A 14,696-nucleotide genomic window follows, 5' to 3' on the forward strand; every position below is an offset into this window, starting at 1 on the left:
GCTCCCTGCTCCACCACCACGCGGGCCACGTTCCTGACGGCAGTAGTGACGGCAACAACCACGGATTCCCGCGCGCAACCACGGACAACAGCGGACCGCGTAACCGGCGTTGACCTGCGAATACGCAGGTAGAGAGGGGGGCGCGAGCACACGTACTATGTGCTGGCGGGGGCCACGCCGGTCCTGGTTCACAATTCGAATGGGTTGTGCGGAACTGCGGCGCTGGACAATGGAGACTGGCAGCACATCGTCGATCGCCACCGGCCTGGAGGTGCGTTGGTTGATGACGCGGCTGGCATTTTCACCGGTCAGGCTAAGCATGTTCGTCAACGAATAGCTGACACCATTAATCGAGGAACACCTCGGGCGAATACGCCGGATCCTGTTACGGGCGAAGCGCGACCTGGTCAAATCTACGAGTGGGATTTCGGATCACCTGTCGGCAGGGCCGGTTCGGCGAATGGGTGGCGGAGAACTGACGGGCGTTCGAGTGATCGTGAATGACGGCAAAGTCGTGACAGCGTTTCCGTACTAGGCGAGCAGTAATAAATGAGGAAAAGCGTGATTCATCTCTCCTTCTCTATCCCCGAGTCGAGTTCGCCCTGGCGTAAGACCTGGGATAGCGCCAGGCAGGGCGATCCGGCCGCCATCGCTGAGATTGACCTCCGCTACAAGCACTTCGGAGTGAATTTTGAACTGGCGATTGGTGACGTCGAAATCGTCTCGAAGAAAAGGTTCGTGACTCTCGTCGATCTAGCCTTGTCCCTCTCCGGTGCAGTGAAGCGCATCTCGTCAGGAGAAGACGCTGCATTCGGTTTTACTGAAAGTGAAGAAGTTATTCATCTACGCCGAGACGGCGATCTCATTTCGGTGAGTTCATCGAAGCGCCTTGCGCAGGCGTCCGTGGGGTGCGAAGAGCTCGTAGATGAGTTTGTTCGCTTTCTGCGGGAGGCGCATTCTCGACTGGTTGCAGAGGTCCCTGGGTTGTCTGCAAATCCAGTTATCCGGAGGTTTTCTCCGGAGTAAGTCGCCCTCCCGGGAAGGGGATGGGGATAACAGCGGCTAACACAATGAGTTGATCTGTCGGTGGGTGATGAGGCAGTAGGCGAGTTTGAGGAAGGCTTCGTGGATGTCGGCTCTGCGTTCCCAGCGGATGCGGAGGCGTTTGAATCCGTGGAGCCAGGCGAAGCTGCGTTCGACGACCCAGCGGTAGGTTCCCAGGCCGGTGCCGTGGAGGGTGCCGCGGCGGGCGATGGCCGGCACGATGCGGCGTTGTCGGACCTGGTCGCGGTAGATGTCGTGGTCGTATCCGCGGTCGGCGAAGAGTGAGTCCGGCTTGCGTCGCGGGTGCCCGATCCGGCCCCTGATGGGTGGGATGGCGTCGATCAGCGGCATGAGCTGGGTGACGTCGTTGCGGTTGCCGCCGGTGAGGATCACGGCGAGCGGTGTGCCGTGTCCGTCGGTGATCAGGTGGTGTTTCGATCCCGTTCGGCCACGGTCGACCGGACTCGGTCCCGTCCGGGTCCCCCTTTTATGGCTCGCACGTGGCTGAAGTCGACCACCGCACGTGACCAGTCGAGACGGGCCGCCGCGTTGAGCTCGGCCAGCAGCACTTCGTGCAGCCGCTGCCAGACGCCGGCCTCGTTCCAGTCCCGCAGTCGCCGCCAGCAGGTCATGCCCGAACCGAAGCCCAACTCCCTGGGCAGGAACTCCCACTGGATGCCGGTGTGCAGCACAAAAAGGATGCCGCACAGCACTTGCCGATCCGGCAGCGGCTTCCGTCCAGGGTGCCGGAACCGGCGTTCCTTGCGCGGCAGCAGCGGCTCTATCCGCTCCCACAGGTCATCCGACACGATCCACGGCGATGTCCCCATGCCCGGACAACGCCCAACTCCTGGCGCGGTCACGGTCACCAGGACCAATCCACCTCATTGTGTTAGCCGTTGTAAGTGCGGCCTCAACCAGTGGAAGAACGGAATATCAGACGTTTATCACGGGACCGGAGAAGTCTTTTACGGGCTGATAGGTAATGTCCCGTACGCCGCAGGAAATTTCGGCGTGCTGGTCGATTCCGACTGCTGGAACGGAGGCGCGGGCGCCCCCGGATGTGACTACGGAAGCCAGTATGACAACTGGATCAAGGGCCAAGGAATAGACACATCCAGCGACGCCTATCAGGTGCCGAGTGCCTTGCTTGCAATTTTCGGCGGTGCCCTAGCTGGAAAGAAGAAAGCCCCCAAGGCGGATAAGTGCAGCTTCAGCCCCACCACCGAAGTGCTCATGGAAGAGGGAGAAACAAAGGAAATCAACCGCTTGAGATCGGCTTCCATGTCGTTGCCGGTGACCTGGGCGACGCCCCGAAGCATCACGGAGCCCGGGGGGTGCCTCTATGTTCTTCGTCAAGCCTGGAGTGGGCTTCGGTCCAGGTTCGATGTTCTCGGTGGGGCATGAGAGTGTCTGGCTGTGTCGGAGTCGATGATTGGGCTGCAGGCAGCCTTGGATGGGGCTCTGTCCCCTTCGTCGTCGCACCGTGTTCGTGCCGGGCGTGACCTTGCTCCCTTTGCTGCTGTCCCTGTGGCAGCGAAAGTGTTGTTGGCACTGCTGCTGGACGTTGAGGACACGGCAGTGACTCGACAGACGGCAGAGGCCCTGGCCCGGGTGGGGACGCTGGCAGCGGTGCGACTCATCGCTCTGGCGCTCGCCGAGGCCGACGACAGCCATGCCGACTGGATGCAGACCGGGGTGGATGACGCCCTTGCCGGAGCGGACATCCTCCCTGACGTTGCGGCAGTCTGCGTGCAGCTCGCGGGGGACGGTGAGGCGGCTGTCCGTCGTGCGGCAGTGGAGATCTTGGCGTGGACGGGCGGCGCAGCACGCTGACGACGGGTGCTGGATTGGTGGGCTGGCAAGCCGGACTGCTGGTGGGCTGGTCATGCGACGGCTGCTTCGCGGGCTCGTGATTCGTAGAAGGTGCCGTCGCGGAGCATGGCGAACAGGACGCTGATGCGCTGGCGGGCGAGGCGGAGGAGTGCCTGGGTGTGGGTTTTGCCGCGGGCGCGGTGCCGGTCGTAGTAGGTCCGGGAGGCGGGATCGGCGTTCATGCAGGCGAAGGCGGAGAGGAACATGGCGCGTTTGAGCTGCCGGTTTCCTCCTCGGGGTGCGTGTTCGCCGTGGATTGAGGTGCCTGAGGATTTGGTGGTGGGGGCGAGGCCGGCGTAGGAGGCGAGGTGGGCGGCGCTGGGGAAGTTGGTGCAGTCGCCGACGGTGACGAGGAGCACGGCGGCGGTCCTGACGCCGACGCCCGGCATCGAGGTCAGGACCTTGGAAAGAGGGTGGGCCTCCAGCAGGGCGTTGATCTGGGCTTCCATGGCCCGGCGCTGTTCATGGACGGCCGCGAGGGAGCGGGCCAGGGAGGAGATCACGGTGTCGAGGGTGCCGGTCCCGGGCACGACGACGGTCTGCTCGTCCAGGGCGTCGAAGACGTCGTCGATCAGCCGGGTGGCCATGCGTGGGGCTTTGGGGCGGATGAGCTCGACGAGGCGGCGGCGGCCGGCTTCCGCAGAGCTGCGGGTGAGCCGTGGCGTTCCAGCAGCCAAGTGACGGCCTGGTGGTCGAGGCGTGGCCCGAGTACACGTTCCAGGCTGGGGTGGAACTGGGTGAGCAGGCCGCGTATCCGGTTGGAGGTGCGGGTGGCCTCGGCGGCGAGGTCCTGGTCGAAGCCGGTGAGCACGGTCAGTTCGGCGGTGATCTCGTCGGTCAGTTCCAGGGAGCGCAGGGTGTGCGGCATGGTGCGGGCCGCATCTGCGATCACCGCGGCGTCCTTCGCGTCGGTCTTGGCCTCGCCCGGGTAGAGGTCGGCGATGCGGCGCATAGCCAGGCCGGGCAGGTAGGCGACCTTGCAGCCCGCATCGCGGGCGACGGTCAGGGGAAGCGCTCCGATGGAGGCGGGCTGGTCGACGATCACCAGCACGGTCCCGAACTTCGCGGCCAGTTTGTCGAAAACGGCCCGGAGCTTGGGCTCTCTGTTCGGGAGCGGCTTGTCGAAGACCTTCTTCCCGGCCGGTGTGAGCCCGTGACCGTGATGAGCACTCTTGCCGACGTCCAGGCCGAGGAACACGCCCACGTCTTCTGTATCGAACATCACGCCCCTCCAGGCGAGTTGAACGTGCTGGCCTCGGCAGTGGTGTCGTACTCGCGCATCCACGTTATACAGACCTGCCGCCCGCGAACTGCCCGGCGTTGCGCCGGACCGGGCGGTGGCCGGACCTCTCATCAGCGTCTCCGACGGCACCTCCCGGGCCCGGTGACACCACCCCCCAGGTCATGCCTTCGACAGGGGGCAACAGTCATGCCGGGCCCAGAGGCCAGCGGTCCCATTGCAGGACCGCGAAGAACATAACGGGGGCTCGGCGCACCCCGCCCCAGCCTCCAAGCTCCGACCTGTCGGCGTTCCCTGAATCAGGTTCAGAGACCACTATCGGGTCCAGCCCTTCGGAGCTGGCACGCGCGGCGGCCCTTGCGGCAGAGCGGAAAGCGGTGGCTCCGGGGAGCCTGAGCCGACAGGATCCAGGTATGTCAGATGAATGGCCCCCGCCCGGGCACTCCTTCTCCTACCGGATGAGCTCCCAGCTGGACGGTGGACCGTCCGTTGACCTGGACATCACCACCCCCAGAACCCGGTTGAGCGTGGACATCTCCACGTTCAGGGTCGGGTGCCACGGAGGCCCGGACGAAGCCGACCTCGCTTTCCGTGAACGCCTCTACGGGCTGATCGGCGCTGTCGTGGTCGCCGGCGGGCATGTCGAGGCGGCCATGAAGCGGCTCATCCTGCTACAGAGAGATGAGCAGGGCGGCTTCTCGCTCGTCGATAAAACATGGTCCGACCTTCACAAACTGCTCGTGGCGCAGTCCCGAAGGAGCATTCCACAGGCCGCCGCACTCGCCGAGATCCTTGAGTGGGGCGAGGCCAACGAGCTCAAGCGTCGCCGCGACGATGCCGTTCACGCTTCCTGGTGGAACTGGGACGGCGTGGGCGTCATGCGCTCCCGCTTCTTCAGGAAGCAGGATGGCGCCAATATCGTCTGCACCCTTGAGGACCTCGAGGAGGATGCGCGGCTGCTCTTCGCGTACGCCGAGAAGCTCGACCTGCTTCTCGGGGCGGACTGGCCGCAGGCGAGACTGCCACGCCGGACCTGAGCACCTTCTCCTGCCGTTCCCCGGCGGAACGCAGACGTTGATCAGCGTACGGGCACGACACCGGGCGGGCGGCGGAGTCCGCCAGCAGGCAATGCGACGTCACCCGGTATCCCGGGATCGCCTGTTGTGGACGCTCCGTGCTGCCGCCGTGGCTCCCGCTGCTTCCGGCCGGCCTGATACGGACACCGTCGCTCGCTCGCCGCGGTGGCTGGTGCAAGTTCAGGGAAGGCCTCTTCTCATGCAACACGGAGATGACGGCTGATCAGCCTGATGCCACACGGAGGGGAAGCGCCACCACCCCGCAGGTGGGACCCTGCCGGGTCTGTGAGCCTTTCGGGCAGACGGCGGTAGCGTGCCCGGAGTATGTCGCCCCGGGTTTGCCGACTCACCGGGGGGACTCGTGTCCATGCCGGAAAGTATCCACCAGGTGCCGCCGAGCCGGCACGGAATCGCTGGTGCGTCTGCCGCCGTCCTCACCCGCCCGCCGATACCGGTCTCTTCGACGCCGCACGTCCACTCGCTCGGCTGAGTGTCTGCGCCCGGTGTCGGGGCCGAGTCCTGGACGCAAAGTCAGTTCTGCGTCTGGTTTTCGATGCCGGTCACGCGATCGGGGCCCGGGTGATCGACGCCGGGCACCATGGGGTTTTCGTAGTCGAACTCCACCTTGCCGAAAGAGTCGCTGGTGATTGGCGGAGGGTCGTTGTCGGCGATGATCAGTTGAAGGCGCTCACCGTATGCGTCGGCCATCGTCCGAAAGCGGCTGTAGATCTCTGTAGCACGTAGCCGGTCGGAGTCGTTGTTACCGAAGGCCTTGCGGGGCGAGTCGATAACAAGGAGGGATGGCACGAGGACGTCGGCGTGGTCGAGACCGAAGGCAAGAAGAGTCAGGCTGTAGGCGAGGCTGACCGAGGTGGCGATGCCGCCGCCGGAGGCCTGCAGGCTCTCGAAGGGTTGTCCGTTAACCACGGGCAGGTAGGTGTCGCGGTCGATGACGGCCGTATCGACCCACGGCAGATTCCAGCTGGTGAGCAGTCGCCCGAATTCGGTGCTGAGGTCGCCGAGCAGTGTCTGGCTGGCCTTTAGCTGTTCCGACTTTTCCTTGATGTCCTTGTTGACCTGCCGTCGCTGGGTTCTGATGTCGCGGATGTCCTTGTCGATGGCCCGGACACGGGCCCAAGAATCCCGCAGCTGGGTGATGGCATCGAGGCTGGCTTTGAGTGCGGCGACGCGCGTGCTCGCATCGGTAATTGCGTCAAAGCGTGGAGCGACCACATCGCGGGTCTGGGCGTCGAGCTGCCGGCGCAGGCTGGCGACGGCGAAGTTGAGCTGCTGCGACCGCTGCCGTGAGGCCTGCAGGTGCGCCTCGTCCGACTGCTCGATGTGCTGCGCGTCCTCAAGCTGTTGCTGCAGGACAGTGCGTGTTTCTTCGATGGCCGCCGGGTCGACATCAGCCTCGGCGGGATCGGGCTGGAGGCAGACGACGCAGTGGTCGTCTGCAACGGCCCGTGTGGTCAGGGACTGCATACAACGCGGACAGACGACGAATTCGAACGGAGACAGCTGGTCGATGGCCGTGGCCGACCGTGCGAGACGGGATAGGTCGAGCTGGACCTGAGCGACCACCGCCCGTCGTGCCTCCACGAGGTCGGCGGCCGCGGAGACTTCCTCCTCGGCCCGCCGGGCGGCGTGGATCGCAGCCTGCAGCTCCTCCCGCAGCGCGGTGTCGGCGGCCGTCTGTTCCTCCAGTTCGGTACGGAGACCCGCCAGCGCAGAATCGGCCCGTCCCAGAGTGTCGCGCAGCTGCGCGAGCTCGGCCCGCAGCTCGTCGTCACTGCGGGGATCGGAGGCCGCCAGGAACTGGCCGACGTTGTCGTGCTCGGCGGTTCGGGCCTTCAGCCTGTCCGTAAGCTGGCCCGCGGTGCGCTTGAGCTCCAGCAGCACGCTGTCGGTCAGCGCGAACATCAACCGGAAGAGTTCTTTACGCTTGGGCTCGAACCAGGAGTCTAGGTGGCCGACGACCTGGCGGTCGATCTCGCGCGCCTGGAGATAGACGTAGGCGTACACGTCGTTGAAGGTGAGGTTCTGCTGCCGTGCTACTCCCTCGCGGCGCGCGGCGATCTGTACGCGGGGAAAGCCAAGAGCGTCCAGCAGGTGGTCGGAGAGCGTTGTTCCATCGCTCTCCGTATTGCGCAGGGACAGGGTGCGCTCAAGGGCGAGGGACTGCGGGTCAAGGAGGTCGACGGTGTCACCCCCGATGGTGCGCCGCAAGACGATGCGTTCGGAACCGGCCACGACCTCTGCCTGGACGGAAAGGACGTGGTCGCGGACGGCCGGGGTGAGCATGGCGGTGCCGCCGAGGGCGTGCTTGAAGAGCATCAGCAGGCTGGACTTGCCGGTCCCGATGGGGCCGGTGATCACGGTGGCCGGGCGGTTGAAGCGGTAGGTCTTCTCCGCCTCGGCGGTGATAACCGTCAGGGAGAGAATGCGCAGGTCGACGGCCATATCAGATCTCCGTCCGCCGGGGCCGGTCCACCGCGTCGGGCAGGCGGTCATAGATGAGGTTCTTCAAAGCCGATCCTGTTTTGTTGAAATGCTTCTTGAGCAGCTTGATCCGGCTGGCGACTACTGCCCATTCCGGTGTGGCGGCCAGGGCGGCAGCAGCAGCGGCGCCCTGCTCGGTGACGCGGAATTCGGCTCGGGCCGTGTCGCCGTAGGTGATCAGACCGCGGGCGGCGAGGGAACCCAGGATGCTGTAGTAGCGCTGGTCCCAGGGTCCGTACTTGTAGCGGGTCATGCGGCTCTCCACCGCCAGACGCTCCTCCTGGGACGGGGCGGTTCCTTCGGGCCAGGAGGCATGACCGGCTGGCAGGAGACGCTCCAGCATGGCCGGGTAGCGCAGCAGGAAGTCGAGTTTGGCGAGCTTAGTCAGACCTGCGAGGCAGCTCTTGGCGGTGGTGAACTGCGCAATGAGCAGGAGAACTCGCGCTTCGTGGTACTGGCTCTCGCGCTGCTCGGCCTGCCGCTGCCGGGTGCGCATGCGGAGTGCCGCAGCCTCGAAGTCGGCGCCCGGCGTCATGACGCTGCACCGTCCGCGTCGAAGCTCTCGGAGAAGTAGAAGAGGCACTCGTCGCACAGCTGATAGGCCAGCCCCAGCAGATGCTGGCTTTTCACCAGGAACGGCGGCGGCGTGGACAGCCCGTCGACTTTGAGCCGCTGGGCGAGCAGGTCATTCATCGTGCTGCCGTACGCGCTACCGTCCTGGGTCCGCGAGCGGGCGTGGCGCTTGCACTCGAAGACGACTTCCAGTACGTCCATGGACAAATTCAGCAGATCGGTATCATCTCCGGCCAGGCCGGAGCGCCGCTCGGACCATGTGGCGTACCACGCCGAGCGGAGCCGTTCCGCGAACGCCGCCTCATCCGAAGAGACCAGGCCGCGCAGCAGCTTGCGGTTGAGCTTGGCGCCCCCCGGCGCCACCAGGGGGACCTGGCCCCGTGGGAACGTGGCTAGCTGGGCCGACGTATACGCCATCTCTGCACGGAGGACGTCGCGGGTGATGCTTCGTCGCCCAATGCGCTGCTGCATCTGCGTGCTGTAGCGGACGCGGCTCGGATCGGCGATGTAGGCGGCAAGCTGGCCGCGGTCGCTCTCGTCACGGTTGGCGCACTCGATCCGGTCCACGATGTTCCGGTAGGTGGCCTCCGTGTCGACGTGCGCCAGCTGCAGTTGCTCGACGGCGGGCGCCAGAAGACTCTGAATGTTGACGTCGGTGATGTACTCGCGTTGGGGCGGATCACATGAGATCTCCAGGACCGCGAGGAACTGTCTGACCTTGTCCGCGAAGCCTGCCGGAATCTGGATCTCTGCGAGTGGCACTTTGGGCGTCTCAGGGACGTTGTCATAGGGCTCTTCCCAGCGCACCTTCAACATCTGACGGGCGATCGTGTCGACCATGGCCGGCAGGCCGTCGGTGACCTCAGGCCCCGGCCCGCACATCCGAGCCAGGAGACCGGCATTGTCCTTGGCTGGGCTCATGGCCGCGTTGCTGGCCAGCCGGAGCCGCACGTTTGCGGCGCACTCGCAGGCGCACCAGCGGTCGAAGAGGTGGGTAAGGCCGCCGCTTTTGCACAACTTGACGAGCGTCCAAGTTCCTTGGTTCTCTTCGCGGTGCTTGACCGATACGAGTTCTACGGAGCCATCGGCGAATGCCACCACGAAGTCTTCGTGCCATTCACAGACGACAAAGTCGATCGCGTCCTGAGTGAGCATGGCCAGACAGTCCCGCGCGGCTACTTCCGCTTGGTAGCGGTAGCGGCCCAACGTGTCCGAGCCGCTGTCTTCGCCCGGGGCGAGGCTGAAGATCGCGTGTGTCGAACCGTCCGGACCTGTGGCAGATGCAGGGCGCTCGGCCCTGGTGGCTCTGCCCGACGCATCGACCATCAACGTCCCCCGCTCCGGCCCCGTATGAGAGCGCGTTCTCTTTCACGTCTGCTCCGCCAGCAGACGTGAAGGCCCCTACCCGTATCACACTCCAGGGTCAATGCGTAACTGTCCGTCGCGTGATCATGCGGGAGGAGCGGCCCGACGAGGAGTCGGTGACAACCAGGTCCTTCGAGAACGGGTGCTCGTGCAGGATCACCAAGCCCACATCGCCGGGCCGTCTTAAGGCAGTTCGCGCGAGAAGTGATGCCCGCGTCGATCTGCGTGTGATACGTGGACAAGAATGTGAGGTGGTCGCGCGGTTGCTGAGCGACCATCAGGAACATGGCGTCAGCAAGGATTCAGAACTTGACCGTTAGCGACTTTGACGAAGCGGGCTCTATCCTCTCTTCCGCCACCGACGCGGGCGCGTCCAAGGCCGCCACGGCGCCCGCAGCTCCGCCCACACCGGAAACTGACCCGGCGGCCCCGCCTCCCCGCGCGGAGCCGGCACACGTCGACTTCCCCCCAGTAGAGAACGGTGTCGACTATCTGCGCAGTGTGGTCGACCACCTGACCGATGCCGACCCGCCCACCCCGCGGGCCCTGAAGTACGCCGTGCTGCACCTCCAGGCCGCCGCCGAAGTGCTGCTCAAATCCCGCCTGCTGCATGAGCATTGGAGCCTGGTCTTCAAGGAGCCCAGCGCCGCCACCCGCAAGAAATTCGAGGTCGGCGATTTCACTAGCTGCACTACTGAGGCGGCCATCGACCGGCTGCGCAACATCGCTGGCGTCGACGTGGACAACAAGAGCGCAGTGGCCCCGCCCTCCGGCGAGACCACTGCCACATCCACAGCACTTCCTCACCCTGTTCGGCCACAACCGTCGAGGCGCTGACCTGCCCCATCTCACAGCCAACGTTCAAAAACACCTACTTCAGGAACCAGCCGACGCGACAGATCAACGCTCACGGAGCAGCATCAACCTGACGCCACATGAGACACCGTCTAAATCACTCTGCTGAATCCCAAGCACAGCATCACAGCGGCGTACAGCATTCCAAGCAATCCGCAATATTGCACTGGAATTAAGAAGAACGTGTGCTCGTTTTCTTCTCGGTTGATGCGCTCACCGATACGCCAATTCGCCGCGCTCGCAACCCCCACTCCTAACATGTGACCGCCACCTTCCGGCAGTGGTATGAGAAATCCCAGAAAGACGCCTGCCAAGATCATGGGGAAGACCAAAAGTCCATAGCCCCTCCAAATCAACAAATTGCCCCCTTTTGTGATGCCCCCCTTGGTGAGGCTCAACATACTTGACGGAGATGACGCCGACATAGCCTTCCGAGTCGTTGAGAACAGTCAAACCGGCACCATCCGACACCGGGTTAAGAAACAGGTAAGCCCGCAGTGGTGCGGTGTCAGGTCCGAGTCATCCTTCGGACCCGGGACCCGGCCTGTGCGTCGGGGTCCACCAGCAGCTCGTCTGTGCCCCTGGCCAGGTCCAGCAGAGCCCGTCGCTGTTGGACCTGAGTGACGGGGGACTGCGACCAGTCCTGCCACAGGGCCTTGTCGTCCCAAGGCAGGCGGGGAGGGCCGACGGGGTACCAGTCCATCGTGGTCAGGTGTTCCATGAACTCGCTGTACAGTCTGTCCAGCAGAGCGTCGAGTTGCTTGCGTCCGCCGACCTCGCGAAGCAACTCCTGCCTTCTGCCCTTCCATATGAGATAGTCCGGCCTGGCGGCCAGCGCCACGGTGGTGTACTCGTGCCGCATCCTGTTCAGCCGGTTGAGGGGACCAGAATCTGTTTTGCGTGTGGGCGTCCCGGCCAGTTGGGTCCGTTCGATCATGAGGTCCGACAGGTGACAGGCCAACTCCCAGAGTGTGTCGCGCAGGTCTTTGGGGTGAGGGAAGCCCAGCCACCGCTCCAGTGATTGCCTGCGGGCCAGCTGTCGGAGTCTCCATCGGTCGCCGCACCACAGCAGAACGTCTCGCAGTTCCACGACCCTCGCGTCAAGTTCCGCCATCCGCGCCGCCTGCCAGCGGGTCTGGAACTCCGGGTCCCAAAGGCGCTGCCGAGTCAGCTTTTGCAGCTCACGGTCCACGGCGGCTACGGACAAATAGACGCCGCCGCAGCCGTCGTCACTGGTGCATTGGTACCTCGCGCCGAACGGACTGGGGTTATGGTTCCCCACGGGTTGGCCCCCCGCCAGCGGCTCGTTACAGAGAGCGCATACGAGCATGCCGTCCCCGAGGAACATGGTGCCGCCCGGGACAACTTTTCCGCGAAGCGAGTCAGATACGTCTCTGTGGAGTTGGCGGAGCAGCTTGGATACCTGCCCCACTCTCAACTCGGCCCTGTCCGCCACGGGCCAGCTCACCTTGCCCTCAGGCTCGGCGATCTTCTCAGACGGCCGACAGCCCGGACACATCAACAAGCGGCCTTCGCCATACTCCCTGTCCCATCGTTCAGCATCGTCGGCAGCCGCCCACAAGGCACGGGTGCAGCGGGAGCAGTGACCCAGCGGCCGGATTCTCCGTGGCATCCCACCATGCTCTCAGTCGGGTGAGCCGCTGCGAAGGGAGCAGACCGAGGTTGACTGCCTACCACCCACTGGTTCCCGCACTCCGGGCACCCAACCTTGCCGACACCGCCCTAAGGGCTGTCCCGTAACTGCTGGTCACGGGTGAGATGATCTTGCTGTGTCTGGTGTGATCACGGCGTCGGAGCCGTCCTGGATAGGCCCGTTCACCGGGCTGAGCCCGAGTCAGTTCGGCAAGCTGATCACCGTGCTCCGGCGCAAGGGTACGGACCCGGTGCGCAAGGGCCGGCCGTGGAGCCTGCCGCTGGAGGACCGGGTACTGCTGGTCGCCGCGTACTGGCGGACGAACCTGACACTGCGCCAACCGGCGCCGCTTTTCGGGGTGTCCAAGTCCGCGGCGGACCGCATCATCGACCACCTCGGACCTGCCCTCGCGCTCCAGCAGCGCAAGCGGTTCCGCCACGACGCCGTGCTGATCGTGGACGGCACCCTGGTCCCCACCCGAGACCACAGCATCGCCGGGCAGTCGAAGAACTACCGGTACTCCACCAGTCACCAGGTCGTCATCGACGCGGACACCCGGCTGGTCGTCGCGGTCGGTCGGCCGCTGCCCGGCAACCGCAACGACCGCAAGGCATGGGAGCTGTCCGGCGCGAAGGCCGCAGTCGGCAGGACCACGGTCATCGCGGACGGCGGTTACCGGGGCACCGGCCTGATCATCCCGCACCGCAGTGAACCCGGTCAGACCGAACTCCCGGCCTGGAAAGAGGAACACAACGCTTCCCATCGCAAGGTACGTGCCCGCGTCGAGCACGCCTTCGCCCGGATGAAGACCTGGAAAATCCTCCGCGACTGCCGCCTCAAAGGCGACGGCGTCCACCACGCCATGCTCGGCATCGCCCACCTGCACAACCTCACTCTCGCCGGCTGACGAACAAGCGGGCAGCTCAACGAACACGTCGCAGATCATTTACGGGACAACGCTTAGGGCGTGTTGTGAAAGTGCTGGTCACAGCCATTCGTTGATGGCTGTGACCAGCACTGTCGCTTCGTAGCGCACGGCGGGTTTGTCGTACCGTGTGGCGGCGGCCCGGTGGCGCTTGAGGCGGTTGATGCCGCACTCGACCGCGTGCCGCTGCTTGTAGTCGTCCTTGTCGAACTTCGGCGGACGGCCGCCGCGCGAGCCGCGCCCGAGCTGGTTGCGGACCCGGTCCGCAGGCAGCGGAATCGTTGCCTTGATCCCGCGTCTGCGCAGGTAGGACCGGTTGCTCCGAGAGTCGTACGCCTTGTCGGCCCGCACCCGGTCCGGCTGCTTGCGCGGCCTGCCAGGCCCGAGCCGGGGCACCCGGATCGCCTCCAGGACCGGCTCGAACTGCGGGGAACCGCCCCGCTGCCCGGCCGTGATCACCACCGGCAGGGGCTTCTGCCCCTGCTCGACCGCGAGGTGAATCTTGCTGGTCAGTCCGCCGCGGGACCGCCCGAGGCCGTGGTCGGCCGGCTCGACGACGAGCCCGCCGGGCGGCTCCTTCTGGAGGTCCCCCTTTTCGCCGCACCGGCGGCGTGCTGATGGGCCCGGCAGACGGTGGAGTCGACGTTCACATCCCAGGTGATCAGGCCCTTCGCATCGGCCTCGGCCTGGAGCTGCGTAAGGATCCGCGCCCAGGTGCCGTCCCGCTGCCAGCGACGGAACAGGTCATAGACCCGGTCCTACGGCCCATACCGCTCGGGCACGTCCCGCCACGGGGCACCGGTCCGAGTCCGCCACCGTATGCCGTCCATCAGCTGCCGCCGCGTCCACACCTGCGGACGGCCCGGCTTGATACCCGTCGGCAGCAACGGCTCAAGCCGGGCCCACTGGCTGTTCGTCAGATCACCACGTCCCACAACAGGTGATCATCAACGAACAAGATCCACTTTCGCAACAGACCCTAGACCGCCGCCAGCCACTTGCGCAATTGTCGGTCCGCCCGCCACTGCCTGGAACGACACACCGCCGAACAGAACACCGCATCAGGCCGGGCACGCGACCCAAGTCGTTCGCCGCACGGCAGACAAATCCTCTCCCCGGCCCACCTCGCGCCCTCGGACACCACGTCAGACATCACGCCAGCCCACTACTCAAAGCCACTCGGACCCTAGGATCGGAAACAGCTTCTGACAGTTTCCTCGTAACGACCAGCGCCCTGCAAAGCGGTGCCTAGGTTGTTCCAAGCGGTGACTTCGCCGTGTTGGTCGCCCGTTTCCTGGTCGAGCGCGGGCGGCCTCGTGAGCGGTCATGGCTTCGTCGTACCGACGTACGACTTGCCCCGAATGAAGACCTCAAAGATCCCTCGTGATTGGCGCATCAAGAGCGACGGCGTCCACTAGGCAATCCTCGGCATCGCCCGCCTACACCACCTCAACCTCGCCGGATAGGTGAGCGGACCGGTTGATCCCCGACCTCGTCCACACCAGTCAGGGATCATTTACGGGACAAACCATAGGAAATGGCTTATCTGCTGACCATCGAAGACCGACCGCGATCATGAACTGGGCT

Annotated in this window: 11 protein-coding genes and 2 pseudogenes; 5 read left to right on the top strand and 8 right to left on the bottom strand. The window is 65.0% G+C overall.

What is annotated here, in order from left to right:
* The first annotated feature begins 561 nt into the window (after positions 1 to 561).
* On the top strand, positions 562 to 1,026 hold the full coding sequence (locus ACIBBB_RS27690; RefSeq protein WP_398986601.1) for a hypothetical protein: 465 nt from the start codon (positions 562 to 564) through the stop codon (positions 1,024 to 1,026).
* A 36-nt stretch (positions 1,027 to 1,062) separates the two neighbouring features.
* Here ACIBBB_RS27690 and ACIBBB_RS27695 read toward each other — a convergent pair.
* A protein-coding gene (locus ACIBBB_RS27695) for an IS5 family transposase (protein WP_398986603.1) occupies positions 1,063 to 1,874 on the bottom strand; the annotation gives its coding sequence in 2 pieces (ribosomal slippage) (positions 1,063 to 1,523 and positions 1,523 to 1,874; 813 coding nt in all).
* A gap of 300 nt (positions 1,875 to 2,174) precedes the next feature.
* Positions 2,175 to 2,330 carry a hypothetical protein gene (locus ACIBBB_RS27700; protein ID WP_398986605.1) on the bottom strand — a complete coding sequence of 52 codons (156 nt, stop codon included), beginning with the start codon at positions 2,328 to 2,330 and terminating at the stop codon, positions 2,175 to 2,177.
* A 244-nt stretch (positions 2,331 to 2,574) separates the two neighbouring features.
* Between ACIBBB_RS27700 and ACIBBB_RS27705 the strand changes: the two genes are divergently transcribed.
* The gene (locus ACIBBB_RS27705; protein WP_398986606.1) at positions 2,575 to 2,880 is read left to right on the top strand and encodes a hypothetical protein; all 306 of its coding nucleotides are present in this window, start codon (positions 2,575 to 2,577) and stop codon (positions 2,878 to 2,880) included.
* A gap of 50 nt (positions 2,881 to 2,930) precedes the next feature.
* On the opposite strand, the pseudogene ACIBBB_RS27710 reads toward ACIBBB_RS27705, so the two are convergent.
* Positions 2,931 to 4,141 (bottom strand): annotated as a pseudogene (locus ACIBBB_RS27710) (IS110 family transposase).
* A gap of 545 nt (positions 4,142 to 4,686) precedes the next feature.
* On the opposite strand from ACIBBB_RS27710, the gene ACIBBB_RS27715 reads away from it, so the two are divergent.
* On the top strand, positions 4,687 to 5,196 hold the full coding sequence (locus tag ACIBBB_RS27715; protein WP_398986608.1) for a hypothetical protein: 510 nt from the start codon (positions 4,687 to 4,689) through the stop codon (positions 5,194 to 5,196).
* Positions 5,197 to 5,766: 570 nt separating this feature from the next.
* On the opposite strand, the gene ACIBBB_RS27720 is transcribed toward ACIBBB_RS27715, so the two are convergent.
* Genes ACIBBB_RS27720 through ACIBBB_RS27730 form a run of 3 tightly spaced genes read right to left on the bottom strand, consistent with a single transcriptional unit; the run spans position 5,767 to position 9,636 of the window.
* Positions 5,767 to 7,698, bottom strand: a complete 1,932-nt coding sequence (locus tag ACIBBB_RS27720; protein WP_398986610.1) for a hypothetical protein — start codon at positions 7,696 to 7,698, stop codon at positions 5,767 to 5,769.
* Between the two features lies 1 nt (position 7,699).
* Positions 7,700 to 8,272: a hypothetical protein gene (locus ACIBBB_RS27725; RefSeq protein WP_398986612.1), complete on the bottom strand. Its 573-nt coding sequence runs from the start codon at positions 8,270 to 8,272 to the stop codon at positions 7,700 to 7,702.
* The gene (locus ACIBBB_RS27730) at positions 8,269 to 9,636 is read right to left on the bottom strand and encodes a dsDNA nuclease domain-containing protein (protein ID WP_398986614.1); all 1,368 of its coding nucleotides are present in this window, start codon (positions 9,634 to 9,636) and stop codon (positions 8,269 to 8,271) included. Before ACIBBB_RS27730 ends, ACIBBB_RS27725 begins: the two co-directional genes overlap by 4 nt.
* A gap of 348 nt (positions 9,637 to 9,984) precedes the next feature.
* Here ACIBBB_RS27730 and ACIBBB_RS27735 point away from each other — a divergent pair, with 348 nt between their 5' ends.
* Positions 9,985 to 10,512, top strand: a complete 528-nt coding sequence (locus ACIBBB_RS27735) for a hypothetical protein (protein ID WP_398986616.1) — start codon at positions 9,985 to 9,987, stop codon at positions 10,510 to 10,512.
* A 526-nt stretch (positions 10,513 to 11,038) separates the two neighbouring features.
* Here the strand turns inward: ACIBBB_RS27735 and ACIBBB_RS27740 are convergent.
* Entirely contained in the window at positions 11,039 to 11,644 is a 606-nt protein-coding gene (locus ACIBBB_RS27740) for a hypothetical protein (RefSeq protein ID WP_398986618.1), read from the bottom strand.
* A gap of 676 nt (positions 11,645 to 12,320) precedes the next feature.
* Here ACIBBB_RS27740 and ACIBBB_RS27745 point away from each other — a divergent pair.
* Positions 12,321 to 13,091: a transposase gene (locus tag ACIBBB_RS27745; RefSeq protein WP_398986620.1), complete on the top strand. Its 771-nt coding sequence runs from the start codon at positions 12,321 to 12,323 to the stop codon at positions 13,089 to 13,091.
* Between the two features lie 78 nt (positions 13,092 to 13,169).
* On the opposite strand, the pseudogene ACIBBB_RS27750 reads toward ACIBBB_RS27745, so the two are convergent.
* Positions 13,170 to 14,044, bottom strand: a pseudogene (locus tag ACIBBB_RS27750) (IS5 family transposase).
* Positions 14,045 to 14,696 lie beyond the last annotated feature (652 nt).

This window comes from Streptomyces sp. NPDC051217, assembly GCF_044455465.1.
In the GTDB taxonomy this organism is placed as follows: domain Bacteria; phylum Actinomycetota; class Actinomycetes; order Streptomycetales; family Streptomycetaceae; genus Streptomyces.